The sequence below is a fragment of the Corynebacterium aquilae DSM 44791 genome (genome assembly GCF_001941445.1).
GTDB lineage: Bacteria > Actinomycetota > Actinomycetes > Mycobacteriales > Mycobacteriaceae > Corynebacterium > Corynebacterium aquilae.
Genome location: NZ_CP009245.1, coordinates 2,798,299 through 2,824,876 on the forward strand (window position 1 = coordinate 2,798,299; position 26,578 = coordinate 2,824,876).

The window sequence follows — 26,578 nt, forward strand, 5'->3', positions numbered from 1 at the left end:
TTATCAACTCCTCACCCCCTCTGAAAAGCTCGGCGCGATAACGCTGACTTCACGGGAAATAGTCTGCAGAAATCCGCACTGAGACCTCACGCGTGCAGCAGCACGTTGAGACATCTTCAAAAAGGCCTCCGGGTTTGCCATAAGCGCCTCGGTCTTAGAAACCATCTCGTCGACATTCTCATGCCCTGCAAGTATCGCGCAGTCATCATCAACGAACTCTGGTACTGCAGCCACATTGTTGGTGATTGGTACCAATCCAGAACTCATTGCCTCATCCCGAGAAACACCCTGAGAATCAAGCCGCGTCGGAACTAGAAAGAAACCATGATTTTTGTGAAGCTCCGCGATTTCTTCTTGGGACGCGAATCTTCTTTCAACGCGTACGCGGCCGTCGTTCACGAATTCCTTTTCAAATAGGTCAAAGTGCTGTCCATCTCCAATGATGGTGGCGGTAATTCTGGGCCCATAGGGCCCCGCTAGAAGCCTTTTCAGAGTTTCCGTTGCCAGGTCAGCGCCGTACCATCGAGCAGCAGCAGAGCGAACCCACAAGATCCGGAACCGATCATCAGCGACCTTTGAGTGGTACTTGAAGACCTTTTCGTCGACTACGTTATGGATGATGTGTGTGGAATTCGCAGGAAAGACCACGTCCATATCTTCTTCCACCGCGCGGTGGAAGTATTTCGAAACGAAGACGAAGCTGTCGAACTCTTCCGCTTGCTCAACCACGGTTGACCAGAATTGTTGCAAAATCACTGTCCGCTCAATCGCAGCTCGCAGTTCATGCGATTCAGGCTGTGTCTGTACACGACGAATCCACCTGGATGCTTCGTATCCGTGTACAAAAGTCGTGAGGGGCAGTTTTTTATACTGCCTCGCGGCACGCAGCGTCTCGAATTGAATCGGATTCAAAAAATGTGCTGAAACCGAGTCATAGTTCCTGAGCTGTAGCAGTGCTGCTAAGTCATAAGCATTGCCAACATGAACTTGGACGCCGTCGTATTCGTACGAGTAGCTGTCCGTGCGTCGGGGCATCGCAAGTACGTCAACCTCGATACCCAAACTTTGGTAGGCCTTTACGCGTCGGTGAACGAAACCATTTCCGTATTCCGCGCCGTAATTCGGGTAGGTGTTAGCGATTACTAGGTGACGGGGTTTAGTCCCGCTTTTAACCGGAAAGAGCGTATGGAATCTCAGCGCTGCTGAGAAATGAGACTCTTCCCGAATCTCAGAAAATGACGGAGGCTGCACTGCCTCGGCGAACTGGGTAGGGCGTCTTTGTTCCCGCAGGATTTGATTTTCCAGATATAGAGCCGAAATCAATTCTTCTTGGGTATATGTCGACCCGATCAGTTCGATCGGAACAGCACAGCCATCCAACATTTACACTTGCCGATCTAGCCGGCGGCGCCGATGACTCGTCGCTCGACACCGGGCCACTTGTTGGCGTCGGTCACGTTGCGGCCGTCCACGATGGCCTTAACGCCAGCGAAGGTGTCGGGGCCGAATTCCTTGTACTCCGGGTGATCAGCCTGAATGATCAGGACATCAGCAGACTGTCCTTCTTCGGCCGCAGTAAAACCGAATTTCTTCAACTCGTCCGCGGTGAACATCGGATCGTGAACGAAGACTTCTGCGCCTTCAGCTTCGAGAAGCGAGACCGTCGGGAACACGCCAGAGAAGGCAGTTTCCTTCACCTTGCCTCGGTAGGAGGCACCGAGAACGATGACCTTCTTACCGGACAGGGATCCACCGATGGCGTCCTTGGCGAGAGCAACTGCGTGAGCAGGCATGGTCATGTTGGCTTCACGTGCGGTACGGACGATAGTGGCATCGGGATCCGTGTGCAGGTATAGGCGCGGGTAAACTGGAATGCAGTGTCCACCAACGGCAATACCCGGCAGGTGGATGTGGCTGTAGGGCTGTGAGTTGGAAGCAGCGATGACCTTGAAGACATCGATGCCCTTGGACTCAGCGAACTTGGCGAACTGGTTAGCCAGACCGATGTTCACGTCTCGGTAGGTGGTTTCCGCGAGCTTTGCCATTTCAGCGGCTTCAGCAGATCCCATGTCCCAGACACCGTTCTTTTCCGGTGCGAGGTCAGGGCGGTCATCGAAGTCAAGTACAGCTTCATAGAATTCGATGGCCTTCTTGGTGCCTTCTTCGCTCAAGCCACCAACGAGCTTCGGGTAGCGGCGAAGGTCCTCGAAAACGCGGCCCGTGAGCACGCGCTCCGGGGAGAATACGAGGTGGAAGTCTTCGCCTTCCTTGAGACCCGAGATCTCCTCGATCATCGGCTTCCATCGGTTGCGCGTGGTTCCTACGGGGAGGGTGGTTTCGTAAGAAATCAGCGTTCCCGGGGTGAGGTGCTCGGCCAACGAACGGGTGGCGGCATCCATCCAACCGAAGTCCGGCTCCCAAGTGTCATCGTTGACGAATAGCGGAACGACCAGCACGATGGCGTCTGCGCCGGGGATGGCCTCGGCGTAGTCAGTGGTCGCGGTAATGTTGCCAGCTTCGCGTGCTTCCTGAAGCAGTTCTTCGAGGCGATATTCGCCGGGGAATGGTTCTTTTCCTGCGTTGACCGAGTCAACAACAGACTGTTGTACGTCGACGCCAGTAACCTGGTGACCCTTCGAAGCGAACTGCACCGCCAGGGGCAGGCCAATCTTGCCGAGGGCGATAACGGTGATCTTCATATTTCTCCCAAAAAAGTTGGCGTTAGGCGCCGATAGAGATGGTTTTTGCTGTCTTGGCCGACTCAATCATTGCTTCACAAACGCGCAGTACGCTTGCGCCCTGTTCGGCAGTCACGATGTCAGCATCTGCTTTTCCGAGAACGGCATCGCGGAACTGTTCATGCTCCAGACGAAGCGGCTCGGGCTTCGGAATGGCGAAACGCGTCACATCACCTTCGGCAACGCCTCGGAAGTGTGACATCTCACCCCAGTCGCTGGGTACTGAAGCATTAGCGTAGAAGGTCAGATCCGCGGTAAGCGTGTCAGCTATAAACATGCCACGCTCGCCGATAACGACGGTCTGACGCTGCTTAACAGGAGACAGCCAGTTCACGGTGTGGTTAGCAATGACGCCGTTTTCAAGAGTTGCGGTTGCGATAACCATGTCCTCGTGAGGACGGCCGGACTTGTGCGCGGTACGGGCGCTGACGTCCTTGTAACCGGAGCGCATGACCCAAGAGGTCAGGTCGATGTCATGGGATGCCAAGTCCTTGACGACTCCGACGTCCGCGATGCGGGCGGGGAAGGGCCCCTGGCGGAACGTGGAAATTTGGTAGACGTCGCCAAGTTCGCCATCGTCGATGCGGCGACGCAGCTGCTGCAGGGATGCGTTGTAACGCTCGATGTGACCGACTGCTGCGATCAAACCGGCGTCAGAGAACACCCGAGCCAAATCTTCTGCGGATTTTGTGGTCTCGGCGAGAGGCTTCTCGATGAGTGCATGGACTCCGGCGGCAGCCAGCTTTGTACCGATCTCGTGGTGCAAGTGCGTCGGCACTGCCACGACACAGTAATCCAGCTTCTGCTCGATCAGTTCCTCAACGGAGCTGAACAGAGGAGCATCGCCGGCCACGCCGTGCGGATCTCCCTGCGCGTCGGCAACGGCAACGAGATCGACGCCATCTAGGGCATGGAGGTTTCGTGCATGGTGGCGACCCATCATACCCAGGCCAATGAGGCCAGCTCGCAAATTAGCCATTTTTAAGCACCGGCCTTGGCGACAGCGTTAACAGCAGTGATGATGCGGTCAAGATCCTGGTCGGTCAGAACCGGGTGAACCGGAAGAGACAGACACTCAGCAGCAGCCTTCTCGGTGACCGGAAGGTGCAGATCCGGAGCAAAGTGCTCCAGAGAAGGCAGACGGTGGTTCGGAACCGGGTAGTAAACGCCAGTGCCGACACCGTATTCAGTCTTCAAGGCTTCAGCCATGCGGTCGCGTTCTTCGGGGGAGGCGCCGTCGAATCGGATGGTGTACTGGTGGTATACGTGCACGTAACCTTCGGGAACGTGAGGTACCACGACGCCCTGCAACTCAGCAGAGAGGCGGGATGCGTTGGCCTGACGCTGTTCGGTCCAGCCGGAAACCTGCTCGAGCTGGGCACGGCCGATAGCTGCGTGAACGTCGGTCATGCGGTTGTTGAAGCCGACTAGTTCATTTTGGTAGCGCACTTCCATGCCCTGATTGCGCAGCAGACGCACGTTACGAGCGACCTTCTCGTCACCAGTGGTGACCATGCCACCTTCGCCTGCAGTCATGTTCTTCGTCGGGTACAGAGAGAACGCAGCGAAGGTGCCGAAAGTACCGACCTTGTTGCCGTCGATCTCTGCCAGGTGAGCCTGCGCAGAATCCTCGAACAGCATCAGACCACGCTTATCGCAGATCTCACGAAGCGCCGGCATATTTGCAGGCAGGCCGTAGAGGTGCACCGGCATGACAGCCTTGGTCTTATCGGTGATAGCAGCCTCAACAGCAGCCGGGCTGAGGTTAAAGGTATCCAGATCAATATCCGCGAAGACGGGGGTAGCACCGGTCAGAGCAACGGAGTTTGCGGTAGCCGCGAAGGTAAAGGAAGGAACGATCACTTCATCACCCGGCCCGATTCCAGCGGCGAGGAGACCGAGGTGAAGTGCAGAAGTACCGGAGTTCACTGCAACAGCAACGGCTCCAGGCGACATCAAGGCTGCGAACTCTTCTTCAAATTTTGCAACCTCAGGGCCCTGTGCAATCATGCCGGACTGAAGAACACGATCGACTGCGTCACGTTCAGGCTGGCCAATAATCGGGGATGCTGGGGGAATGAAGTGATTAGACATTATTTTTCTACCTCTACGAGTTTCTGGCCATCTTCGATTTCTTCGAAAAGATCACCGGTTTTGGGGTCACGGAACTTGCCGTCTTCGACAGCCTCGAGCGGGAAACCACTCTTTCCGACCCACTTGATACGACGCGCCGGAACACCTGCGACAAGCGCAAATGCGGGAACATCACGAGTTACGACAGAGCCTGCAGCGACGGTTGCCCACTCACCAATCGTTACGGGGGCAACGCACACAGAACGAGCACCAATAGAGGCACCCTTGCACACATGCACGCCGACGGCTTCCCAGTCATCACCGGACTTCTGGGTGCCATCCGGATTGATCGCACGCGGGAAAGTGTCATTGGTCAGGACCACTGCCGGACCGATAAAAACACCATCTTCAAGCTCCGCAGGCTCGTACACCAGCGCGTAGTTCTGAATCTTGACGTTGTCGCCGATCTTCACGCCGGTGCCAACATACGCACCACGGCCAACGACAACGTTTTCCCCGAGGGATGCCCCGCCACGCACCTGCGACAGGTGCCAAATTGAGCTTCCGTCTCCAATCTCGACGCCTTCATCGAGATCCGCTGACGGCTGAATGCGTGGTTCCATGCAAACTTCCTAACCTGAGGAGGACTGCCGTGCAAGGCAATCCTGGGAATCTAGCTTCAATCTACCCATCATTGGCCGAAGCGCGCAGACCATAAGTTCTGACATGGGCAAAGGGGGCTCAAAATTCCTGAATATTTCCTGAAAATCCTATCACTATTAGGAACCACGTGCAGATTCAAACAACTTCACTCACCGGCTTTACACCTAAAAGTGCAGCAAATTCATAAGCTAAACGAAGGACACAGGCTTGGCCCCCAAGTGCATGCTCATGAAATTAGATTACATTCCAGCAATGGATTGCCCTGGGGATTTTCCGGACCGAAAGAGCCCATCAAAATGGGGACAGCGAAATTTCACCCCTAGCCCTAAGCTAGAACCCAGGAAGGCAGCACCCCCTCACCCTTAACCCCAACACCTCGGTTCGGAAGGAATCAATGTCCAGCCCAAAGTTAATGACCGTTTACGGAACACGGCCCGAAGCCATTAAGGTTGCACCTTTTATTCGAGCAGCAGTAAACGACGAAAGATTTAAAACCGTAACGGTTTCAACAGGGCAACATCGGGAAATGCTCGAGCAAGTAAACACAATGTTCGGCATTTCACCTGATTACGATCTCGCAATCATGGAGCCTGACCAATCCCTAAACCAAGTTCTTGGTCGCGTTATTAAGGGGCTAGACGAGATCCTCATCAAAGAAAAGCCCGACGTCGTCATCGCACAAGGCGACACGACCACAGCAATGGCTGCAGCAATCGCCGCATTCAACCACGGCGCACGAGTTGCCCATCTGGAAGCCGGACTTCGAACCGGCGACATTTTCTCACCCTTCCCAGAGGAGGCAAACCGTCGACTGATCTGCCAAGTATCTTCGCTTCACCTAGCCCCAACGCCCGAGGCTAAAGAAAACTTGCTGCGCGAAGCTATCCCCGAATGCGACGTAGTTGTCACTGGAAACACTGTCATCGATGCGTTAGTAGAAGCCCAAAAATGGCAAGTAGAATTCAGCGACTCAAAGCTGCAAGGACTCACCGCCGATCAAAAAATTGTCATGGTCACGACCCATCGCAGGGAGAACATCAAAGCCATGGCTGCAATCGGCCGGGCTATGCGAGCCCTTGCCATGCATTTCCCCGATGTGACGTTGGTGCTTCCAGCTCACCTCAACCCCAAAGTTAGAGCAGCTGTTTTCCCAGAGATTCAAGGATTAGACAATGTCATCGTCACCGAACCTCTTCCCTACGACCAGTTCACCAAACTCATGGGAATGAGCACCTTAGTGCTCACGGATTCGGGCGGCGTCCAAGAAGAAGCCCCCAGCCTTGGCAAACCGGTTTTGGTTATGCGCGAGAACACAGAGCGCCCCGAAGCAATTAACGCGGGTACCGTCCGCCTGGTTGGCACTAGCCAAGACAAAATCGTTGAAGAAGCAACCCTCTTGCTCAGTGACAAGAACGCTTACGACAAAATGGCGAACGCCGTCAATCCCTACGGAGACGGCAAGGCAACAGACCGTATCCTAAACGCACTCGCTGAAATGTTTGGCGTTGGCCAAAGAAGCCCCGACTTCAGCGCAAGCTAAGCAGACGGTGGTGCCGATCTAAAGATTCGGCACCACCGTTCAAGATCCGCACTCGAGCCTAACTAGCTGCCAGAACTTCCGACTCTCGAATGAAGCCAGCTAGCATCTCGCTAACTTTATTTTGCCCACGCACATTGAGGTGCAGTTCGTCATAAAAGTTTTCGGCTTCGGAAGCCACGAGCTTCTCAAGATCTAGTACAGGAACCCCCTCACGCGCCGCCACTGCGCGCGCATCTTCCTGCAAACGCTCCATGATTTCTTTCTTACGCTCATAGTTGGCACGGTTCCGCTTGTACATGGCCCGGAACCAGCCCTCCGTACTGAAATCTGCCTTTCGGAAGGGCGATACCACCAAGAGAACTTCAAGCCCCAGGGCACGGCAAAAGTGGAACGCGGTACTTAGCAGCGGAACCACATCTTCCGCCCATGAACTCGGTTGCCCCTGCACTCCGGGAACCAGTGGCGCATAACGCTCACTTGCGTTCCAATAGTGTCCCGACTCAAGCAAAGCCGACCCATCAGACATAGGCAAACAAATAACAACAACGTCGCCCGACTTGGCCAACCCGGCAATTTTGTTGATCAAAACAGTAAGAAGCTGGAGGGTAGTCGTTCCAGAGTAGCCCGCGTTGAAAACGTTAGCTTCGGGAATCAACCTAGCAGCCTGAGCAACAAACCTGACTTCCGGATCGGCAAAGGTGGATTCCACAAAAGAATCCCCCAGGACGAAAATACTCTGAAGATCTTCCTTGATAGGAACACCGGTTTCAATGAACCGATTGGAATCCAAAGTAAACCCATAGCGCTTCTGCTCGAGAGTACCGTCCGAAAGCTCTAAGTGCCTCTCAGTGGGCTCCCAAAATTCACTAGAACTGGATTGCTCTTTCAGCCGCACGAAGCGTTTAGAAATAGTCATCTTTTCATCATCCTAGCTCCAGCAAGAGTTCACAACTTGAGAACCCCACATTGACGAATGTCAACCGATTTAAAATGCGCAAAAAAGCTCGAGATCGCTCAAACCTGCTTCAAGCAGCAGCGCTGGATCTCATGATAGATCCAAATCGCCTATACAAGCCCGCGGCCATTACCCACCACCCCTTTACTGAAACCACCTCAACGATCACAAGCAACCGTGGATCTTAAGAACGAGTTCCCCAGCCGCTTCCCAGGTGCGACCGTTCGCAAATTTCCGATAAATAACTGCCTGATGCTCCCTTACATGCCCAGACTTCTTACTTTGATTCACAATCGCCTCAGCCCAGGCATCCGCCCCCTGCCCTACAACAAGCCCCATATCAGGCGGAACGGTCTCCACCAAAGCAGGCAAATCACTAACCAAAACAGGAACTCCCTTTGCCAAAGCCGGGATTCCTTTCAAAGGCGTTACAACCCGAGTCACTTCTGTGTCAATCCGGGGAATACAGAAAAGGTCCATTGCCTCGTAATACGCATCAACCTCTGCCACAGGAACTCTTCCAAGAAAACGAATATTCTTCAGCCCTAGTCTCTGCGCTTCAGCTTGCAGTTCGGGTAAAGCTGGCCCATCCCCAACGACAACAAAATGAATATCAGGATTCGATTCCTTAAGCCTTCTGGCTACCTCAACCAAAACAGACAAGCCTTCATAATCAACAACGGATGTAATCGTCCCGACAATGAATTTCCCCTGATCCCACCCTAACCCAATCCGAGACTCTTCCTTTCCCACCGTTTCCTGCAGAAGTCTTTCATTCACACCGTTAAAAGCCACGTCAACGGGGGAGCTCACCCCTCTTGCCTGCAACGAAGCCTTTTGAGTTTCGGACAGCACAACCACACGACAAGCATCCTCGGCAAGCTGCGCTTCCAATTGCATCAATGCTTCAAACCGCTCAGATTTTAGAGCTCTTGCACGCCAAGAAGGCGGCAGGGAAGCCACCCACGTTTTCTCCCTCTCGCCGCGCATTTCGTAGACCCAAGGAATCCCTAGGCGCCTAGCTGCTGCTCGCGCCGCGATTCCATTTTCAAAATCGGTCGTCGAGTGGATAACTGTTGCCCCGATTTCTAAAGCTTTCGCGACGATCGCATCCGTATACGCCTCAAGCCGTTTACTCAAAAGCGGATGATACAACTCTGGAATACAACGATGGTAGACCACATTATCAATGCGTTTCTCCTGGCTATCCAGGGTTCCGATGATCGCCGGATAGCCATAACGCGTAAGTGCATTAACCGGCACCGACGCCCTAACGCCTTGATCTTGAGCCCCCACGCGAGCAACAGCGTCAAGCAGATGCTGCGAACGCTGGGCGTATCCGGCCGTGGAATACGGAAAAGAATTAGTCAGAACGAACAATGGGCAATACCGATTGCCAGTCTCAGATCCATTGTGATTTTGAGACCATCTATTTCCGTTAGTCGGCGTTGTATCTGGCCATCTATTACCTTTTAGCACCTCCATTTCATCCCGATAGATTGCAGCCAACAATCCCCGCCCGCGCGCCGGCGCAAAAGATCCAGTCGCCCACTGCAGCCGCTTACGAGCAGGCGCAAACCTCAACTCGTCATCCAGCCGAGCTGCCAGGGCAACGCTATCCCGCAGCGGTGTAAGAAATCCCCCCCGGCAGACGGAGAGCTTTTCTCGGGCCTCACTAGAACGATCGGCCAGGACAAGTCCCGTTACAGCCACTACGTCATTGCTACTTTTGATCAGTGGCGCCGTTAGTCTGTCTCGCAAACCGGACGGCGTTTTTCGAGCAACATTTGTGGCCAAGGAAAAGGGATCCAAAAAACTAGACACAGCAGCGTAAGACAGCAGTGTGGTGATGGAACGAATCGAAGGGGCCATAACTATCTATTGTTCCTTGTTTCTTTATCCCCCGCCTGCAATTGCGCGACCACAAGGCTTCAGGACTGACCGAACAATGCAAAAGCTCGCCAGTCTTTTCCTCAGACGGGCGAGCTCTCAGGCGACGAGTATCGCCTAACGAATAGTCACCTGGCGGGACTTGATGTTCTCCAGGCGACGACGCTCCTCGCTGGTCAACTCAGCATCGTTATCAATCTCAGCGGCAACAACCTTGTCCAGCTCAACCAGCAGCGGACCATAGGTGGCCGGGTCGACAGTCGGATCCAGATCGAAAACCGGAACGATGATGCCGTGGGTACGGAACACACCAGCAAACTTGGTGTCCTCACCCAGGTTCAACGCATCCTTGGCCGCCACACGAGCGAGAGCCTTCAGCAACTTGTCTTCATCGTCGGTACGAATCCAACGGATGTGAGCCTTGCCGCCGGCATCAATCCACCAAGCAACCCCAGTGAAGTCACCCTCAACCGGAACAGACGGCATCACAGAATCATTCGCAGCCTGCATAGCCTGGGCGTACATCGGGTCGATGGCGGAGCCTTCCGGAACCCACCAATCGAAGTTCTGGTAAACCTCAACCTCAAGCTCGGCCTTGGGATCCAGCAACTCATCCAGCTTTGGCTCAGAACCATCAGCGGTAGTGCTGGTCAAGGACTCGCCTGGCTTGGCACCCTTAACCCAGTTGAGTGCGTAGGCGAGATCGCGACCCGGGTTGTGGGAGTGCGAAGCCACCTGCAAACCAACCAGTGCGTCGCCGCCAAACTCTTCATCGCGAACAACTGCGGCTGCGGCGCCCGGCAAAACGGTGCAGATGTAGACATCGCGGTCGACACCCTTCACGTTGACCTTGGCACGTGCGCTCGGCACGAACTCCTGCAGTGCAACCAGATCAGCCTCAGCGGTGAAACCACCATAGGGGCGGGGGTCACGCTCGAGGGCTGCGCGCTCAGCGGCGCGTGCGGCAAGCTTTGCCTGACGGCGGCTCATACCCTCGGGGAGGTTTTCGTCCTTTTTCTTCTTTTTACCCATGGCGAACATCGTACCCTGTTACCTGCACGAGTAAGGACCACTACACATCACCACCGAACAAAACTCTGTAAGTAGAGTTACATCGCCCGGAATACGCTTCAGCCGCCAGGTTTTATCCACACCAATTCAGTTTTATGAAGTTTTTAGGGCAACCAGACTGATAGTCTCTTCCATTAGATTCGTGTCCCCAAGCCAAAGGCAACTAGTCAACTGGAAGGAAACTGTGGCCGGAAGACTTCATTATCGTTTATCAGTTCCCGGTGCGAGAAGTTGCCATAACATGTACGTTGAGCAGGGGATCTTGAGCCAAGCTTCCGAAGCCCCACCATACGATTGGAACGAGTGTGTCAAGTTTTTTGTGTGTGAACTTCGGCTTACAGGTAAGGCTCGAACCGATCCGGGTAATGTGCTGACAGCTGATTGATGGCCGCAACCCACCCAGTCACACGCACCCCCTCAACAAACCGGCTCGTTCCCGCACGGGCACGCCCGGCCTTCTTTTTCGTTTTCTCCGCCTGCCGGTCCTCGATGTGGCAGATCATCAACCACAACGCCTTGACCGCGGCAGCATCATTAGGAAACTGCCCCCGATTCCTTGTCGCTTTACGCAACTGCGCATTCATCGACTCGATCGCATTCGTGGTGTAGACAACCTTCCTCGCCTGCGGCGGGAACTGCAAAAACGGTATGAAACGCTCCCACGCATCCCGCCAAGCCTTCACCGCCTGCGGATACTTCAGCCCCATGTCGCTGGCATCAAACTCGTCCAAAAACGCAAGCGCCTGCTCTGCCGTTGCAGCGGTGTAGATCTTCTTCAAAGCAGCCGCGACCGCGCTACGGTCCTTTGCCGCCACCCACCGCAGTGCGGTGCGGATCAGGTGCACCACACAGGTCTGCACCATCGCATCAGGCCAGGTGGCCTGCACCGCCTGTTCGAAACCTTTCAGCCCATCACAGCAGACGATGAACACATCTTTGACCCCACGGTTAGCCAACTCCGCACAGACCTGGGCCCAAAACGCCGCGCCCTCATTGTTTGCGATCCACAGCCCCAAGATCTGCCGGGTACCCTCCATGGTGATGCCGACCGCCATATAGCAGGCCTTGTTGACGACCCGGGCACCATCACGGATTTTGATGCGCAAAGCATCCAGGTAGATCACCGGGTAGAACTCCTCTAAGTCCCGGTGCTGCCAGGCAAGTACCTCATCTAGGACCTGGTCGGTGATCTGGGAGATCGTCTCATGCGACAAATCCACACCCAACGTGGTGGCCAGGTGGTGCTGGATGTCACGAAGGCTGGTGCCTGCGGCATACAGAGAGATGATCAGGTCGTCGACATCGGTGATCCTGCGGGCTCCTTTGGGCACCATCCGTGGGGTGAAGCTGCCGCTGCGATCCCTGGGCACGGTGATGTCGATAGGCCCGTACTGGGACTGGACGGTTTTGTTGTAGGAGCCGTTGCGGTGATTGTCGGCCGTGCCGTGGCGGGCTTTGCCTGTGCGGTCTCCTGCTTGGTAACCGAGGTGGGCGTCCATTTCGGCTTGCAGTGCGGTGTTGATCCCGGTCTGGATCATCGAACGCACCATGTCGTTGATGTCGGTTGATGATGTGGCGAACTCTTTGAGGATCTCGGCGAGTTCAGGGCTGGACATCAGTCGCTTCTCTAGTTGTTTAAGCCGGGCTTTGTCTTGCGGGTCGCGGGTGGTCATGGTGGTCATTGTGGAGCATCCTCCTCGATGGCTGGTGATTTAACACGTCACACACAAACCATCTGACACTCTCATTGGAACTTCCCTGAAGAGTTCTCCAAAGATATTTTGTTTTCGTCTTCCCCCAACGCATCTACTCAAGAGTTGTTCGCTAAGTTTCTTAGGAAAACTGAAAGGGCCAGCAAAGGAGAGCTGACTTTCGGACGCGGTCATCGATTCGACGTAGACGAGATGGTGACACACAAAGACATACTCGAAATTAAGTACCGGGATCTCCCAATTGAATGCGAAAAACAGGGACAATGGGTCAGGCTCTACTTTTCCGAGCCCGAGGCCCACAAGGGAATACTCCTAGGTCTTACCCTTAGGCTAAAGAAGGTCGGTTCTCCCGACCTGCAGACACAAGACGCCCGTGAGGCGTTTCAGATATTGGAACAGATGATGGGTGAGTGACATGAGCAACTTAGAAAAGCTCGCGAAAATATTTAACATCGACCCAAATGACGACTTGACCAAGTTGAGCATCAAGCAAGTGTCCAATGACTCCAAGATGCTTCAAACACTGATCAAACTGCGCAAAGAAAAGTTCGCGGAAATCAGTGATTTCGCCACTCACACAGGCCTGACTGAGGACAGCATCGAATCATTCGAAAACGAACCGGTTGACTTCAGTCTTCATTTCGTTCGCGTCTACGCCCTCGGGGTTGAAGCGGAGATCGCTCACCATGTTTCGCCCATTTCCAAACGTCAATGCAACGAACTCTGGGACCGCGACTGGGCCCGTGGGGCCAATAACGTTTGGTCACTGCATGCCACCAAAGGTGGTCCAACTAAATCTGTGACTACTACCAAATCAGCAGGATTCACAACTTTCCCTATGCGGGGAAAAACCTTGACCTACCCAGAGACCAAGGATGCAATCTTGTTCAGGCAACTTCTCAAAGAGTTCCCAAATCCCACCTCATAGCGTTACGGAAGGCTCCATTTTTCGAAAATGTTCAAAGTCCCGAGTGGTTCTCCCCGGAGATGGCTGAAGAAGTCTCAAGTCTTAAACCACGGATGATTGGTCTACAGACCGTCCGTTCCTCAATTTCGAACATCGACACGGTTAACGAAGCAGAAGGACTACCCGAAACCATCGACCCGGATTTTTCCATTTCGGTTTTCTATGATCCCGAATCACCCGAGAACACCCTTGTTGTTGGAGAAATCGTCGCTGTATACCGGGATCTTCTTGCCGGTGTCAGCATGTCAAGCACCATCGAAATAGATCCGAGAGCTCAGGTCACAGAGCGCCAAGCGTTAGCAATCGGCTATTGGGCAGCTCACCTTCTTTACGATTCCACAAGCGCCGCCTGGCGAAATCTAACCTCAGGCAACTACTTCTTCAGCACCTTCTCTCTGCCCCAATCCCCGAATACATCAACATGAGCGCTGTTAAGCCGGAGAATGACTGCACGAGCGCCGAAGGCGAAAGCTAATTTCAACTCCTGTCCGGCAGTCACCCGTGTTCGTTTCTTAAGCGCTTATAAGTATCGCGGAAAGCTAGTTTGCCTCGGTGACGGGTTGAAAATTCAAGGCATCGAAAAACTTTCCAATCCCGCGGATACCTCTTGAAAATTTATTCGCATATATAGGTTGAAGGTCCGGGCCAGAAAACGCGGGATGTTGACCCCCAAGCCTCCAAACCATCTTCCTCTACCAGGTTTCTAGAAAGAATTGCTCCGACTGGCCGGCTGGGCACTTCTGCGCAACGACACCCCATATACAGGTAAGTACCGAATGGCGTGGACGATAGATTCACCAAACCTGGATTGAATTATGCCGGGCAGGCGACTATCTGCAGGTAGCACCCCTGTGAGAATTATGGCGCTGCACATGCTGCGTGAGCGCGCCCTTGGCACACCAACTAGTAACAATCACCCCACTCAAGCAACGCTCGTTCAGCTCTCCCCTGAGAGGAGAAACTTCTCACTTTCACATGTCGCTTTTACGCGAAGATTTGCAATGGCCTTAAAAGATAAGAAAAGTTGTTTCATCAAAGCAACGTTGCTGATAGCGTCCTTTACCAGAGGAAAGTTTTGACTGAACGTCGCCGCCGACTGGCTAGCCGTCAGTCGAAACCCCTACCCCTCGATCTTCCCTTAGGTTGCCCCGGAAAATCCGGATCGCTTTGCCTTTGTTTTCGAGTTTCAAGGATTGCTTATGAACACAACAACTACCCAGCAGCAGCAGCAGCGGCTGGTGAAGATCCTGTTGTGCTTGGTCGTCGCGGTGAGCTGTGCACTAATGTTTGTGCGCGCCCCAGAGGCACAAGCACAACAAGTACCAGCACCTGACACCGCAATTGCACAGTTTGAAGGCGCTGACGAGGCAGACAGCCTGCCTTTGGCGTCGCCTATTTCCGATGTGTTGGAGGGCTACGCTCCGATCAACCAAGCCATTCCCGGACTGGGCAACCTGCCCGTTCCCCCGCAGCTAATGCCTGTCATTGGTGCTGTGGGCGCGATCATCGTTGTTATTCTCGCAATGGTCGGACTGAACAAGGGTGGTGGCTCCTCCGAGAACGCGGGCGGAATTTCTACTCCAAACAAGGGCTCGCAGAAGTTTTCCGGCACCATCCGCGACATGAGTGGCTACCAATTCGCCAAGGCCTACCCGAAGAAGATGGCAAACCCGCCTTACGCTGGGCAGCGAGTGCTGTTCCTCGAGTTGGATAAGCCGAGCAGCATCACCGCCGATCAATCCGGCAATCTTGGAAAGTACCGGACTGATACCACCACGATGATTCGCCTTGGTCGATCTTCCGGTGGCAAGTTGAAAAGCGCCTACCTCGGGCGAAACGGTGAGCATGTGACGATCACCGTGAATCCCAAGATCTGCATGTGGCCGTCTGATACTGCTGCACCTTTGGGCGCCCCCAACTGCAAAATCTAACCCAACCCATCCGTTGAGACTTCTGTAATCCGGTGCAGGTTAGTCCTCGCGCCGCAACAATGCTCTGCTTTCCCGGCTAGCTTTCACGTAGCCGGGAAAGCAGAGCATTGCGCATTTTGCCCATCCGCTTTTAGGCCAGGCGCAAAATAGCCCTGGCTTGTTGCGGATAGTCGGTGGCCAGATAGGACACTCCGATATCGCGAGCTGCCTCGATTTGTTCTTTTGTGTTTGCGGTATAGGTGTAGACCGGGCTTTCAGCGATTTGCGCGCACTCGCCGTTTTTCATCATGACATCGATGTTGGCGCCGTAATTGTGCGCGTTGACCCTGTGGAGCTTCTCGCTGGCGGGGGCATACCAATCGCGGTGCAGCCACGTGGTTTCGATATTGGGCAGAAGCTTTTGCGCCCGGTATAGGGAGACAATCGAGAAACTGATGATGTGAATGAGTTCGCTTGATTGCAATCCGCGGCGGCTCAGTGCTTTCGCAAGATGCTGTTCAACCTTGGCGCCGTAGCGGTTGGGGTGTTTGGTCTCGACAAACAGGTGGGTGCCTTCGTGTTCTTGATGAATGTCGAGCAGTTCTTCGAAGGTTAGGACCGGCCAGCCGTCACCGAAGTCGAGTTGTTCAAGTTCTGCCAGCGTCATCGTGCTGACTCGCCCCTTGCCATTGCTTACGCGATCCACGATGGGGTCGTGGATGCAGACAAGATGCCCATCTTTAGTGAGTCGAATATCGCATTCGATGCCGTCTGCACCCTGTGCGAGCGCAGCGCGCATCGCCCGGCTGGTGTGTTCGGGATATTCCCCGCTGGCGCCCCGATGCCCAATGATCAACATAAGTACAGATTATGCCGAAGGATTGCAGCCGCGCTTAATGAGACCAATTCCACCAAGCAAGAGGTTTTATTGAACGCGCTGTGCTCAACCCAATCGCCGTGTCAGGTCGGAAGATTTGTCACTTTTACAAAGTTCTGGAGGGTTTGTGAAGAACTTTTGTTACCTTGCAGTTTTCTGATTGGCACACAGGCACACGAGCGCGGTCCCTCATCCTCCAAAAGCTTCTAATGCTCTCCACGAGCTGGTTGTTTCTCTCGTGTGTTGCGACCAACCGGACTAGCCAGCGACGACGCCGAACAACGACGACGCCGAACAACATTGTCATCTTTACATTCTTGTGTGGTTGAAAATGTAATCTTTACATTTTTATCTCCACGCTTTACCGACGACTGTGGATCATTTCGCAAACACACGTGAACCCTTCTGTTCGAAGACTCGAATTCGAACAGAAGGGTTCACGCTTTAGCGCACGGAATAACGCATGTGTGGTCAACGCACTCCGGGCATGCTTTTATTATGACCTACTTGGCAGGGAAGAACTCTTCCTGGACTGCACGCAGCGTCTTGACGGAGTGCTTGAAGCGATCCATTTCGTGCTCGGTCAGTTCGAGCTCAACAGCGCGGCGGATGCCCTTGCGACAAATGATGGCCGGGGTGCCGATGTAGATGTCTTCTTCACCGTATTCGCCCTGCAAGAGGGTGGAAACCGGGAGTGCGACGTCCTGGTTGTGCAGGATGGCGCGGGTGATGCGCGCCAGACCCATTCCGATGCCGTAGGAGGTGGAACCCTTGGCGTCGATGATGGTGTACGCGGCGTCGCGGGTTTCTTCGAAGATGCGCTCGAGTCGGCCTTCGAGCTCCGGATCCTTTTCCAGCTTCTTGCGCATGGAGACACCGGCGACGGTAGCGGAGGACAGCACGGGAAGTTCGGTGTCGCCGTGCTCGCCGATGATGTAGGCGTGAATGGAGGTCGGTGCGACGTCGTAGAGTTCGCCGAGCATGTAGCGGAAGCGGGCGGAGTCGAGGACGGTACCGGAACCGATGACCCGCTCGTGGGGCAGGCCGGAGTACTTCCACACGGCGTAGGTGAGCACGTCAACCGGATTGGAGGCCACCAGGAAGATACCGTCGAAGCCATTGGCCATAACCTGGTCGACGATGGACTTCATGATCTTCATGTTTTTGTCGACCAGCTGCAGGCGGGTTTCACCGGGCTTTTGGGCGGCGCCGGCACAAATAACAACCATGGCGGCGTCTTTGCAGTCCTCGTAGGTACCCTTGGTGACCTTGGTGCGCGACGGCGCCCACACGACACCGTGGTTGAGGTCCATGACATTGCCCTCGAGCTTCTTCTCATCGATGTCGATGATGGCGAGGTGATCGCAGGTGGACTGGTTAATGAGGGCGTATGCGTAGGCGACCCCGACGTCGCCAGCACCGATGAGGACTACTTTGTTTCCGGTGGGGTTGTACACGGTGGTACCGATCCTTTGTTCAAGACATCTCCCCACTGAATGGTGGTGTCTTTTACGAGCCCGGTGGGCTGTGCAGACGTCTAGCCATCTGTTGTTCACGGATGGTTCGGTGCAGTGAGGATGCTGGTGGTTTCGTCGCGGGCGCCGGGGCGTGGGCGGCAAGAGTACCTCGTATGCCCGTTTCAACCACCAGTATGCCCGAATGTTCCTATTTATGCCCGAATTGTGTGGGATTTCTCAATGCGTTCATGCACCACCACGGCCTTTTCCGCCACCTCCCAAAGATCATTCACAATCAACCGGGCATGTGGCCTTTAGGGCGGCATCCCCCACGGCAGACCACCCGGTTGCCGCATTGGCAAGCTCTACGGCGCGACCCCACTCGACCATGGCGACTAACGGCACTGTTTTTCACACGTTTGGATTAGTAGTGCGCTGGTGTTGCGGATAACATCACCTGCATGTTTGCTATGACGACTTCCCGGCGCGCCGTCGCCGCTTGCGCCACTGCTGTGGCGGTTTGTGTTTCTGTTCTTCCTTCTCCGGCGTCGGCTGTGGGTCCGGATTTGTCGAAGCCGTTTTCTTTTGTGGAGGAGTTTGATTCTCCTTCGGCGTTGGAGGGGTGGACTGTTTTTGATGCGCCTGATTACAACTCGCCGGATGGTCGGATTCGGTGGATGCCGCGGAATGTGTCGGTGGAGGGTGGTCATTTGGTGGTGACGACGCAGCGGCATTGTGTGTCTGGTGCGGATGAGTTGCCGAGTGATGACAATGTGCATCCGGATCCGTGTCCGGCGGGGATGGTGACGAAGTATTCTTCGGGTCGGGTGCGTTCGCCGCAGGTTGCTGCTGGTGCGTTTACGGCGAATGTGAAGGCGCGGTTGGATTTGAATTTGAAGGGTTCTCCGACTGGTCGTCCGGTTTCTGGTGTGCGTACTGCTCTGTGGATGCAAAATGATGAGAAGTCGTGTTCGACTCCTGGGGTGACGGAGTATGGGGAGTTGGATTTGTTGGAGCATTACACGGCCAGCATTGGGTATGACGGGATGCCGCGGTGGGCGTATATTCCGGCGAATACGCATGTGGGGTGTGGGGATCGGCGGAATCATCGTGCGGAGCGGGATTTGTTTTTCCCGAATACTGCTTTGGGTCAGGATGTGACGTACACGGTGAAGACGTCGGAGGATTCTGTGGCGTATTCGGTGACGACGCCGTCGGGTTCGACGTTTAAGGTTGATCGTCCTTCGGGTAAGCGGAAGGCTGATGCGATTGCGGATGCTGGCCCGGATTCGATGGGTTCTTTGGGGCGTGACAGTGTTGATCCTGCACTGTTTCGTAATGTGTTGGCTCGCCCGTGGACGTTCACGTTGAATCAGTATGTGACGACGTTTGATTGGCAGGGTTTGCCGGATGACTCTGCGCCGTTCCCGACGGTTCGTTTGTTGGTTGATCGGGTTGATGTGGAGGGCACGCCTTTTGAGCGTGTTGATGTCGATCCGGGTTCGGAGGGTTCTGCGTCGGATGTGTCGAGTAAGCCGGGTTCTTCGGCTGGTTCGGCTGGGGGTTTTGTTGGTGTGGTGTTGGCGCTTGCGGGCCTGGTGGGGGTTGCTGGCTGGTTGTTGGGGCAGGCTGTGCGTTTGGGTTTGGTGCCGCAGCAGGTGGTTGATGCGTTGCCGGTGGGGTTGCGCGGCTAGCCGCCTGTTGGGTGGGCTTCCACTTTTCCACCTTGTGGGAGCCCACCGGCTGTTTAGCGTGCTTGTTTTCCATCGCGATGAGCGCTGCTTGTTTTTTAGGCTGCCGAGGATTTTGTGCCGTCAGGTACTTCTATTGGCGCCATTGATGGTGGGCGCTCGGGGCGCCTTGCCTGTGCGAGGCTCGATTGTTGCGGGGGTATCCAGATAGGTGGTGGAAGTTGGCTTTCTGGAGCCGCTGGTTTTCTTCGGAAGGTGCGCCAGGTCTCGTGCGGCATGCCTTTGGGACGGGATTGTCCGCCTGCTTCTCCACGTCACGATGAGGCTTGGGCGACATCATGACCGCTAAAAAGAATGGGCCCCCAAGAGGCGCATCAGCCAAGATGGCTGAGAGGCGTTGGGGGTGCTGTTGGAAGCAACAATAGTGCGTGGCTGGGAGAAATCTAGTCAGCACGCTTATTCGGGGGTAGTGAAATTCGGAGCTGCTGGTTTTTGTCTCTGACCACCCATCCTCCCTCTTCCGAACCCTGTGTAACGCTTTTGGTTGCTTTCTCTTGTTCCGCAGCGAGCCTTTTCTGAAAGTAGGACTAGCGGAAGCGGTGTGGGGTGAGATAGGTTGAAGTCACCCGCAAAGCTGCCCCGGAGCTGTCTGTTTCCGGCTAGTTTTGTAGGAAATGGCCCTTTGCTTTCCTGGCGTGTGTTTACTGCGCGGGAGGGGGAAGGTCTGTGTTTGTGTTGTCGCTTTCTCGCATTGTGCGCTTGTTTGGCGCATTACCTAAACACCGCGTGGTGTTGTGGGGTGTGCGAGAGGTCGCCGTTGCATCTATTTGGACAAGAGAGTTTTTTATGCCCCCCGAGATTCGTATTCCTGGCCTTCCTCCGATTCAGACCGTGGATATTCTCCGTGGTGTTTTCAGCCTGCTGCCGGTGCTGATCATTGTGTTTGGCATGTCTGATGGGCCTTTGGGTAGCTCCGGCCCGACCGATGAGGGCGATGATGGTTATGTGGTTGTGGCCCCTGTTGATGGCTACGATCCGGCGTTGAAGAGCCAGGTGAATAAGTCTTTGGCTTCGGCGACCCGCCCGGTGTTGATGCTGGAGAATTCTTCTTTGGCTGATGATGCGCAGAAGCAGGCTGATCGCGATGCGAAGAACAACCGTGTGGATGGCACCCGGGATAACACTGTTGCTTTCGCCATCAAGAAGGCTGATGTGTCGAAGTCGAAGATTGTCGACAAGATCACCGCATCGGATGAGTTCAACGATGAGAACAATCAGAAGTTCGGTTTGGGCATTGCTACCAGCAAGGACTATGTCTTTGTGGTGGTGAAGTTCGGCGCTATCGACGCTTAATTCTGGCGCGTTCTGTGCGGTGCGCGCATTTGGCGTGCTGCTGTAGGCGGTTTCTGAACTGGGTTTTGGTTCCGCTGTACATGCCAACAGGTCCCCGTCACTGGTGTGGCGGGGACCTGTTGATGTGTGGGCCCCCTTTTTTGTGGGGCCGCAGGTTGTGGTGGCGGGTCGGGGGTGGGTTGTTAGGCGGGTGGCATGCACACGCCGGTGCCGTGGTGGGGGCAGTAGCCGTCGGGGTTTTTGTCGAGGTATTGCTGGTGGTAGTCCTCGGCCAGGTAGTAGGCGCCGGCGGGGGTGTCGGCTAGTTGTTTGACTTCTGTGCGAATTGGCCCGAATCCGGCGTTGGCTAGTTGTTGGCCGTAGCGTTGCACCAGGGTGTTGGCGGTGTCGAGGTCCTGGGGGTTGGTCACATAGATGGCGGAGCGGTACTGGGTACCCACGTCGTTGCCTTGGCGGTTTTCTTGGGTGGGGTCGTGGGCTTCCAGGGCGGCGGTGAGGATCGACTCGAGGGTGGTGGTGTTTTTGTCGAAAAGTACTCGCACAATTTCGGTGTGTCCGGTGCGGCCGGTGCAGACTTCCCGGTAGGTGGGGTTGGGGGTGTAGCCGCCGGCGAATCCGACGGAGGTGGTGATGACCCCGGGGTGGTTCCACATGAGTTTTTCGGCACCCCAGTAGCAGCCGATCCCGATGAATACTTCCCCCATCGTCTCGTCGGCGGGGGTGTCGATTGCGGTGCCGAGGACCGTGTGCGGTTGGGGGTTTTCCAGCACGGGGTGTCGGCCGCCTTTGAGTGCGGTGTTTTTGGTGACTGGTTCTGGGGTGCGTCCGAACATCCATCCCATGGTGGGGGGTCCTTTCTTAAGGGTGTGCTGTGGGTATCTTTTTGGTTGTGTTTTAGCTGTAGTGACTATTTAACGTCGTGTGGCGCGGTTTTGTGCCGGGGTGGTTGGGGCTTGCGGTTGGGGTGTGGGAAGAAATATGTGGCGATGGCGGGTGTGGGGTGTGGTTGCGGGGTGCACGCTACCCGGGGTGGGGCGGGTGTCTACGGCCGTAAAGCCCGGGGGTGTGTGGGATGGGGGACGGCCAGGGCGTGTGGGGTGTGTTGGTTGTGCTGGCGGTGTGGGGGGATAAGTGGTGTGGCCGGTAGAGAAGATGCCGGGTGCCCGGCGCGCCGAGTGCGGCGGCGGTGTGGGTGTGCCACAAGGGGCTTGTGGGTGGGGTGGAAACGGTAATCATCATGGCTTTTCCTGCACGAAAGCCCCAAGTTCACCTATAGTGGTCTGTCACATGCCCCTTGGTTGCGTTTGTGACGCGCTGACAAGCGTGTTGAGCCCAATGTGTTTTAGGCAGTGGGTCGGCGCCGGGGGACACGTGAAGCCAAGTGAAAGGACTTGAATACAACATGGCTGTCTACGAACTTCCCGAGCTCGACTACGCATACGACGCGCTGGAGCCGCACATCTCTGCTGAGATCATGGAGCTGCACCACTCCAAGCACCACGCTAACTACGTTGCTGGCGCTAACGCTGCCCTGGAGGCCCTGGAGAAGGCTCGCCAGGAGGGCAAGATTGGTGCTGAGGTGACTGCACTGTCGAAGAACCTTGCGTTCAACCTGGGTGGCCACACCAACCACTCCATCTTCTGGAAGAACCTCTCCCCCAATGGTGGCGGCGAGCCGACCGGCGCTCTGGCTGAGGCCATTAACCGCGACTTTGGTTCCTTTGAGGCTTTCAAGTCTCACTTCTCTGCTGCTGCGCTGGGCCTGCAGGGCTCCGGTTGGGCTGTGCTGGGCTACGACCACGTTGCTGATCGTCTCGTGGTTGAGCAGATGACTGACCAGCAGGGCAACCTGTCGATCAACCTGACCCCGCTGCTGATGCTGGACATGTGGGAGCACGCTTTCTACCTGCAGTACAAGAACGTCAAGGCTGACTACGTCACCGCCGTCTGGAACGTCTTCAACTGGGATGACGTTGCCGCTCGTTTTGAGGCTGCGTCTAAGTAACCTCCGCGCTTTTGCTTGCGTGCTGTATTGTGGCAGGTAAGTGATGGCTTAAGAGTCGCCCGGGTGAGTTTTCCCCGGGCGACTCTTTCTTGTATTCCGTACCCCTCATTCACAATCCGGGGTTTTGAAGGACTTTTAGGTCTTCACCCACATCCCCTTGAGAAGACAAACCCTCCACACGTTGGATTGTGGTTCACTGAAGCGTATGAATGCAGAACTCGATGACGCTTTCCTTGCTGAGTAGGCGAAAGCCGAAAGCGGAAAAACTTTCGATCATCGGCGGCAGCTTTAGCGAAGTAAAGTCTTCGACATTCCTCGCAGCCTTAGATCTATCCGTCGCTGGGCGGCTACGTCGTCCCGCCGATAGCGAAGCGCCGGATATCCGAATCTCTATCCACGGCCCTGACAACGCCGAGGATCCGCAGGTGGATTTTACTTTCAGGCTCGAAGACTCAGAAGATGGCTCGGAAGACGCAGTGCAATACGACGAAAAAGTAGGCGCCGTCTTCGCGTTTAGGGGCCCAGTCTTTCTCCAAGAACCTGGACTCTACACCCTAAAAATCTATGTCAACGGCACTTTTGTGCGTCGTCTCGCATTCGAAGCCCTCTGCCATAACTGGAATCCCATTAACGTATTCGCCCCACGCACAACAGCGGATGCGACAGCGAAATATTTCCACAACTGATGTTGAAAAGGTGTTCGAAAAGCCCGATATCAGCTACCCAAGTAAGCCGAATAGTAATAGGACTGTCCATTAAAGGAAGCTAGAAAAGGCTATCTGCGTTGTTGCAGTGGATAATTCAAACCCTTCGATAGTCGTCACTGTGTACTGCAAAGAATCTCTGTGAGGAACAATGTCTTTTCACGTGACCCAGAACACTGAGCTGGACGTTGCCTACATTCAGCTCAATTCGAATCCCATCGCCCAGTCGCGCGAAATCGGCCAGACCCTGATTGTTGACGTCGATAAATTCGACCAAGCAGTGGGCGTTGAGCTGCTGTCCCTTTCGCATATTCCTCTGCCTGAAGACATCGAAAAGCTGGCGCATGTGAACAAAAATGACGTCGCCCAGCTAAAGATGGGTTTGCAGACGATTCAGCGTTCATCGGTTTCTTCAGGTTCTCCCACGAACCGATCCCGGGTTGACGCAACCACCCAAACACCAACTCTGGACCCCTGTTAACCCTTCAACGCGTCCTGAAAACAACACAACTGCTCCTTATAGCACCATTAACACAGGACGGATTGAAAACAGTTTTGTAGGCTGTCACTCATGACAACGGACGCCAACACTTACCAAGGCCTTGAACCGGGGCACCCCGATTACAAGCGGGCAGTGTTGGCGTTACTCGCGGCAGGACTCGCCACCTTCAACGCGTTGTACACCACCCAGGCGATCCTACCGACGTTGAGTCAGGCGCTGGGTGCGAGTGCGACCACGGCCGCTGGCACCGTGTCCGCAGCGACCGGCGCGCTGGCGCTGTGCATTGTGCCTGCCTCCATCCTGTCGGAGCGTTTCGGCCGCAACCGGGTCATGATGGTCTCCACTGTGGCGTCCACCGTGGTGGGGCTGTTGGTGCCGCTGGCGCCCAATATTGAAACGTTGATCGTGTTGCGTGGCCTGCAGGGCGCGATGTTGTCTGGGGTTCCGGCGGTGGCGATGACGTGGCTGAGTGAGGAGCTCAGCCAGAAGGCAGCACCCCGCGCCATGGGTTTGTATATTGCCGGCACCTCCATCGGTGGTTTGTCGGGGCGTATTATTCCGGCGGTGGTGGCGGAGTTTTTCAGCTGGCGGGTCGCTTTGTTTGCGGGGTGTTTTACCGCCTTTGCTTGCGCGGCGGCGATGTGGAAGATGCTTCCCCAGCAGCGCCGTTTTACCCCGAAGAAGCTGAGTTTCGCCGGTGAGGCGGCCGCCATGTTGGGTCATTGGCGCCACCCGAAGACCGCCGCGATATTCGCCATGGGGTTTGTGTCTATGGGGGCGTTCGTGTCGATGTATAACTACTTGGGCTACGAGCTGTCCACCACTTTTGGTTTGTCCGAAGGTGTCGTCGGTTCGGTGTTTGTGTTGTACCTGTCGGGCACTATCAGTTCGGCGCGGGCGGGAAACCTTTCGGGCCGCTTCGGCCCGTCGGTGGTGTTGTTGTTTTCTGTCTCGTTGATGCTTGTCGGTTTGCTTTTGACCTTGTCCGGTCATTTAAGCGTCGTCATTGTGGGGCTGCTGATTTACACCGCTAGTTTTTTCGCCACCCATTCCACCGCCAGTGGATGGCTGGGGCAGGTGGCGACCAAGGACCGGGCGGAAGCTTCCTCGATGTATTTGTTGTGTTACTACACCGGTTCTGCGGTGGTGGGGTGGCTGGCAGGGTTTGTGTTCGGCGATGACCGGTGGGGGCTTTTGGTGGCAGCGCTTTCACTGTTGGTCGGTGTCGGAATTTTGATTGCGTTCCTGTTGTGGTTTTTCGGCCGTAAACGCCACGGCGCGCACCAACCCCGCTAGCATTTTTGCCGCGCCGGTGGCCGAGGATGCCTTGAGTTTTGGTAGGTATCCCACTGGCTTGCCGTCCCCTGGCCTGCCCGCCCCGGTGGCTAACAGTCGGGTGTGTCTTTTTGTGGGGTCTGCTGTGGCCGTCCGCCCCGGCGGTGATGCGGTGCACTATTTTTTCCGCCCTCGCGTTGAGGCACTCACCGCTAAATTCATGGTCGTTGATCCCGGGGGCAGACACGGGTGCAGACAGAGAAAAGCCGCCGCCACTTGTGGTGTGGCGGCGGCGAAGGTGTTTACCCGTCAAAGGCGGGGGATTCGCGCTGGTTTAGGCGCGGGGGAACACCACGATGCCCTCACTGGCGCCTTCGCGACCGATGAGGTACTTCTTGCCGTCCTTGGACACTGCAATCACCATCGGCCCGCCGTCGAGCAGCTTGTTAGCAGTTTTTAGGTTTTCGTGGTCGTTGATGCCCACCAGCGTCTGAACAACACTTCCGATTTCGAATGCGCCTTTATCACTCATCTTCACAATGGGGGCGCTGCCGCTATTGGTGTCGATTGTTTCGTACCACCGGCCGATTCCGTCCTCAGTGTCGTTGAAGTCGGCGGAGATCTCCAGCGGGAACCTGTTGTGGGCCTTCAGGCCTTTGCTCAGGATGTTTTTGACTTCTGCGGGGTCGGTGACCAGGGTGTAGCCGTCATGAGTGAAAGAGGCGGTTTCCAGGGGGGTGTGCTGGTGGCCGAACGCGCCGTGGGAAGAACCCACCTGAGGCGCATCGGAGGACGAGGACACACCGAACAGTCCGGCAAAAAGCATGATCAGTGCGCCCAATGCGGCAACGATGTGGTGTACGGGGATGGCTCCCATGGGGTGAACTCCTTTGTGTGTGCGCCCGGTGTCCTCATAGCAGTTGCTGTGGGACTTAAAAGGTGGGCGCGGATGAAACGGTGGCTTAAGGGTTTGCCCGCTGTTTTTATGATGCGTTGTCACCGCGGTGCGTGTCGGCGCGCCAAGGATGGGTGTGGTGCCCCATCCGGGTCATGGGTTGACTGGTGTGCCGGTTCGCGTGGGTGACGTGGCGGTACCTGGGTGGCTGTACGTGGCCCTGTGCAAGGTGTTGTGCTCGCAGTGGGGCCAGGTGGCCTGCAGGTGGTTTCATCTTATAGGCGTAGGCCTTTTTTCGCT

Annotated in this window: 24 protein-coding genes; 11 read left to right on the forward strand and 13 right to left on the reverse strand. The window is 55.4% G+C overall.

Annotated features, from left to right (window positions below; all coding sequences use genetic code 11):
* Window positions 1-3 precede the first annotated feature (3 nt).
* Genes CAQU_RS11795 through CAQU_RS11815 form a run of 5 tightly spaced genes read right to left on the reverse strand, consistent with a single transcriptional unit; the run spans window position 4 to window position 5,434 of the window.
* A complete protein-coding gene (locus CAQU_RS11795; protein ID WP_075727997.1) occupies window positions 4-1,383 on the reverse strand; it encodes a glycosyltransferase family 4 protein in 1,380 nt (459 codons plus the stop codon).
* A 14-nt stretch (window positions 1,384-1,397) separates the two neighbouring features.
* A complete protein-coding gene (locus CAQU_RS11800; protein WP_075727999.1) occupies window positions 1,398-2,699 on the reverse strand; it encodes a nucleotide sugar dehydrogenase in 1,302 nt (433 codons plus the stop codon).
* Window positions 2,700-2,721: 22 nt separating this feature from the next.
* Window positions 2,722-3,717, reverse strand: coding sequence for a Gfo/Idh/MocA family protein (locus tag CAQU_RS11805; protein ID WP_075728001.1), 996 nt, complete (start codon window positions 3,715-3,717; stop codon window positions 2,722-2,724).
* 2 nt (window positions 3,718-3,719) lie between these two features.
* The gene (locus tag CAQU_RS11810) at window positions 3,720-4,832 is read right to left on the reverse strand and encodes a DegT/DnrJ/EryC1/StrS family aminotransferase (RefSeq protein ID WP_075728003.1); all 1,113 of its coding nucleotides are present in this window, start codon (window positions 4,830-4,832) and stop codon (window positions 3,720-3,722) included.
* Window positions 4,832-5,434, reverse strand: coding sequence for an acyltransferase (locus tag CAQU_RS11815; RefSeq protein WP_075728005.1), 603 nt, complete (start codon window positions 5,432-5,434; stop codon window positions 4,832-4,834). Before CAQU_RS11815 ends, CAQU_RS11810 begins: the two co-directional genes overlap by 1 nt.
* A 434-nt stretch (window positions 5,435-5,868) precedes the next feature.
* On the opposite strand from CAQU_RS11815, the gene wecB reads away from it, so the two are divergent.
* The gene (wecB, locus tag CAQU_RS11820; protein WP_075728007.1) at window positions 5,869-7,014 is read left to right on the forward strand and encodes a non-hydrolyzing UDP-N-acetylglucosamine 2-epimerase; all 1,146 of its coding nucleotides are present in this window, start codon (window positions 5,869-5,871) and stop codon (window positions 7,012-7,014) included.
* Window positions 7,015-7,072: 58 nt separating this feature from the next.
* Here wecB and CAQU_RS11825 read toward each other — a convergent pair whose 3' ends face one another.
* The 4 genes from CAQU_RS11825 to CAQU_RS11840 form a co-directional block, all read right to left on the reverse strand.
* Window positions 7,073-7,930, reverse strand: a complete 858-nt coding sequence (locus tag CAQU_RS11825; protein WP_075728009.1) for an SGNH/GDSL hydrolase family protein — start codon at window positions 7,928-7,930, stop codon at window positions 7,073-7,075.
* 204 nt (window positions 7,931-8,134) lie between these two features.
* Window positions 8,135-9,841, reverse strand: coding sequence for a glycosyltransferase (locus CAQU_RS11830; RefSeq protein WP_084563091.1), 1,707 nt, complete (start codon window positions 9,839-9,841; stop codon window positions 8,135-8,137).
* A gap of 135 nt (window positions 9,842-9,976) precedes the next feature.
* Window positions 9,977-10,891 (reverse strand): DUF5926 family protein, encoded by a 915-nt coding sequence (locus CAQU_RS11835; protein WP_075728742.1) that lies wholly within the window; start codon window positions 10,889-10,891, stop codon window positions 9,977-9,979.
* A 374-nt stretch (window positions 10,892-11,265) separates the two neighbouring features.
* Window positions 11,266-12,612 (reverse strand): IS256 family transposase, encoded by a 1,347-nt coding sequence (locus tag CAQU_RS11840; protein WP_075724155.1) that lies wholly within the window; start codon window positions 12,610-12,612, stop codon window positions 11,266-11,268.
* A gap of 445 nt (window positions 12,613-13,057) precedes the next feature.
* Here CAQU_RS11840 and CAQU_RS11850 point away from each other — a divergent pair, with 445 nt between their 5' ends.
* The 3 genes from CAQU_RS11850 (at window position 13,058) to CAQU_RS11855 (ending at window position 15,540) form a co-directional block, all read left to right on the forward strand.
* Window positions 13,058-13,570, forward strand: a complete 513-nt coding sequence (locus CAQU_RS11850) for a hypothetical protein (RefSeq protein ID WP_075728015.1) — start codon at window positions 13,058-13,060, stop codon at window positions 13,568-13,570.
* A 59-nt stretch (window positions 13,571-13,629) separates the two neighbouring features.
* Window positions 13,630-14,034, forward strand: coding sequence for a hypothetical protein (locus CAQU_RS12770; protein WP_157109016.1), 405 nt, complete (start codon window positions 13,630-13,632; stop codon window positions 14,032-14,034).
* 774 nt (window positions 14,035-14,808) lie between these two features.
* Complete coding sequence (locus tag CAQU_RS11855; protein WP_075728017.1) at window positions 14,809-15,540, forward strand: hypothetical protein; 732 nt, start codon at window positions 14,809-14,811, stop codon at window positions 15,538-15,540.
* A 130-nt stretch (window positions 15,541-15,670) separates the two neighbouring features.
* Here CAQU_RS11855 and CAQU_RS11860 read toward each other — a convergent pair whose 3' ends face one another.
* Window positions 15,671-16,378, reverse strand: a complete 708-nt coding sequence (locus CAQU_RS11860) for a glycerophosphodiester phosphodiesterase (RefSeq protein WP_075728019.1) — start codon at window positions 16,376-16,378, stop codon at window positions 15,671-15,673.
* 521 nt (window positions 16,379-16,899) lie between these two features.
* On the reverse strand, window positions 16,900-17,853 hold the full coding sequence (locus CAQU_RS11865) for an L-lactate dehydrogenase (protein WP_075728021.1): 954 nt from the start codon (window positions 17,851-17,853) through the stop codon (window positions 16,900-16,902).
* Window positions 17,854-18,314: 461 nt separating this feature from the next.
* Between CAQU_RS11865 and CAQU_RS12775 the strand changes: the two genes are divergently transcribed.
* Both CAQU_RS12775 and CAQU_RS11875 read left to right on the forward strand, forming a co-directional pair.
* Window positions 18,315-19,547 (forward strand): LamG domain-containing protein, encoded by a 1,233-nt coding sequence (locus tag CAQU_RS12775; RefSeq protein ID WP_157109017.1) that lies wholly within the window; start codon window positions 18,315-18,317, stop codon window positions 19,545-19,547.
* An 843-nt stretch (window positions 19,548-20,390) separates the two neighbouring features.
* Window positions 20,391-20,897, forward strand: a complete 507-nt coding sequence (locus CAQU_RS11875; RefSeq protein ID WP_075728025.1) for a hypothetical protein — start codon at window positions 20,391-20,393, stop codon at window positions 20,895-20,897.
* Between the two features lie 182 nt (window positions 20,898-21,079).
* Here CAQU_RS11875 and msrA read toward each other — a convergent pair whose 3' ends face one another.
* Window positions 21,080-21,739 (reverse strand): peptide-methionine (S)-S-oxide reductase MsrA, encoded by a 660-nt coding sequence (gene msrA, locus CAQU_RS11880; RefSeq protein ID WP_075728027.1) that lies wholly within the window; start codon window positions 21,737-21,739, stop codon window positions 21,080-21,082.
* A gap of 560 nt (window positions 21,740-22,299) precedes the next feature.
* Here msrA and CAQU_RS11885 point away from each other — a divergent pair.
* The 5 genes from CAQU_RS11885 to CAQU_RS11900 all read left to right on the forward strand — a co-directional run bounded on the left by CAQU_RS11885 (window position 22,300) and on the right by CAQU_RS11900 (window position 25,404).
* Window positions 22,300-22,902 carry a superoxide dismutase gene (locus CAQU_RS11885; protein WP_075728029.1) on the forward strand — a complete coding sequence of 201 codons (603 nt, stop codon included), beginning with the start codon at window positions 22,300-22,302 and terminating at the stop codon, window positions 22,900-22,902.
* Between the two features lie 209 nt (window positions 22,903-23,111).
* Entirely contained in the window at window positions 23,112-23,588 is a 477-nt protein-coding gene (locus CAQU_RS12875) for a hypothetical protein (RefSeq protein WP_169836048.1), read from the forward strand.
* On the forward strand, window positions 23,560-23,661 hold the full coding sequence (locus CAQU_RS13325; protein ID WP_169836049.1) for a hypothetical protein: 102 nt from the start codon (window positions 23,560-23,562) through the stop codon (window positions 23,659-23,661). Before CAQU_RS12875 ends, CAQU_RS13325 begins: the two co-directional genes overlap by 29 nt.
* 108 nt (window positions 23,662-23,769) lie before the next feature.
* Window positions 23,770-24,087 (forward strand): DUF2283 domain-containing protein, encoded by a 318-nt coding sequence (locus tag CAQU_RS11895; RefSeq protein ID WP_169836050.1) that lies wholly within the window; start codon window positions 23,770-23,772, stop codon window positions 24,085-24,087.
* Between the two features lie 90 nt (window positions 24,088-24,177).
* Entirely contained in the window at window positions 24,178-25,404 is a 1,227-nt protein-coding gene (locus CAQU_RS11900; RefSeq protein ID WP_084563095.1) for an MFS transporter, read from the forward strand.
* A 313-nt stretch (window positions 25,405-25,717) separates the two neighbouring features.
* Here CAQU_RS11900 and CAQU_RS11905 read toward each other — a convergent pair whose 3' ends face one another.
* A complete protein-coding gene (locus CAQU_RS11905; protein WP_075728035.1) occupies window positions 25,718-26,260 on the reverse strand; it encodes a hypothetical protein in 543 nt (180 codons plus the stop codon).
* Window positions 26,261-26,578 lie beyond the last annotated feature (318 nt).

What these genes read in the sequence shown, in the direction of transcription:
- CAQU_RS11900 (WP_084563095.1), top strand. Translation starts at nt 24,178, where the DNA reads ATGACAACGGACGCCAACACTTACCAAGGCCTTGAACCGGGGCACCCC.
- CAQU_RS11860 (WP_075728019.1), bottom strand. Translation starts at nt 16,378, where the DNA reads ATGTTGATCATTGGGCATCGGGGCGCCAGCGGGGAATATCCCGAACAC.
- CAQU_RS11805 (WP_075728001.1), bottom strand. Translation starts at nt 3,717, where the DNA reads ATGGCTAATTTGCGAGCTGGCCTCATTGGCCTGGGTATGATGGGTCGC.
- CAQU_RS11840 (WP_075724155.1), bottom strand. Translation starts at nt 12,612, where the DNA reads ATGACCACCATGACCACCCGCGACCCGCAAGACAAAGCCCGGCTTAAA.
- CAQU_RS11885 (WP_075728029.1), top strand. Translation starts at nt 22,300, where the DNA reads ATGGCTGTCTACGAACTTCCCGAGCTCGACTACGCATACGACGCGCTG.
- CAQU_RS11830 (WP_084563091.1), bottom strand. Translation starts at nt 9,841, where the DNA reads ATGGCCCCTTCGATTCGTTCCATCACCACACTGCTGTCTTACGCTGCT.
- CAQU_RS11795 (WP_075727997.1), bottom strand. Translation starts at nt 1,383, where the DNA reads ATGTTGGATGGCTGTGCTGTTCCGATCGAACTGATCGGGTCGACATAT.
- CAQU_RS11825 (WP_075728009.1), bottom strand. Translation starts at nt 7,930, where the DNA reads ATGACTATTTCTAAACGCTTCGTGCGGCTGAAAGAGCAATCCAGTTCT.
- CAQU_RS11855 (WP_075728017.1), top strand. Translation starts at nt 14,809, where the DNA reads ATGAACACAACAACTACCCAGCAGCAGCAGCAGCGGCTGGTGAAGATC.
- wecB (WP_075728007.1), top strand. Translation starts at nt 5,869, where the DNA reads ATGTCCAGCCCAAAGTTAATGACCGTTTACGGAACACGGCCCGAAGCC.
- CAQU_RS11835 (WP_075728742.1), bottom strand. Translation starts at nt 10,891, where the DNA reads ATGGGTAAAAAGAAGAAAAAGGACGAAAACCTCCCCGAGGGTATGAGC.
- CAQU_RS11815 (WP_075728005.1), bottom strand. Translation starts at nt 5,434, where the DNA reads ATGGAACCACGCATTCAGCCGTCAGCGGATCTCGATGAAGGCGTCGAG.
- CAQU_RS11810 (WP_075728003.1), bottom strand. Translation starts at nt 4,832, where the DNA reads ATGTCTAATCACTTCATTCCCCCAGCATCCCCGATTATTGGCCAGCCT.
- CAQU_RS11800 (WP_075727999.1), bottom strand. Translation starts at nt 2,699, where the DNA reads ATGAAGATCACCGTTATCGCCCTCGGCAAGATTGGCCTGCCCCTGGCG.
- msrA (WP_075728027.1), bottom strand. Translation starts at nt 21,739, where the DNA reads ATGGGATGGATGTTCGGACGCACCCCAGAACCAGTCACCAAAAACACC.
- CAQU_RS11905 (WP_075728035.1), bottom strand. Translation starts at nt 26,260, where the DNA reads ATGGGAGCCATCCCCGTACACCACATCGTTGCCGCATTGGGCGCACTG.
- CAQU_RS12775 (WP_157109017.1), top strand. Translation starts at nt 18,315, where the DNA reads ATGTTTGCTATGACGACTTCCCGGCGCGCCGTCGCCGCTTGCGCCACT.
- CAQU_RS12770 (WP_157109016.1), top strand. Translation starts at nt 13,630, where the DNA reads ATGGCTGAAGAAGTCTCAAGTCTTAAACCACGGATGATTGGTCTACAG.
- CAQU_RS13325 (WP_169836049.1), top strand. Translation starts at nt 23,560, where the DNA reads ATGCGACAGCGAAATATTTCCACAACTGATGTTGAAAAGGTGTTCGAA.
- CAQU_RS12875 (WP_169836048.1), top strand. Translation starts at nt 23,112, where the DNA reads ATGCAGAACTCGATGACGCTTTCCTTGCTGAGTAGGCGAAAGCCGAAA.
- CAQU_RS11850 (WP_075728015.1), top strand. Translation starts at nt 13,058, where the DNA reads ATGAGCAACTTAGAAAAGCTCGCGAAAATATTTAACATCGACCCAAAT.
- CAQU_RS11875 (WP_075728025.1), top strand. Translation starts at nt 20,391, where the DNA reads ATGCCCCCCGAGATTCGTATTCCTGGCCTTCCTCCGATTCAGACCGTG.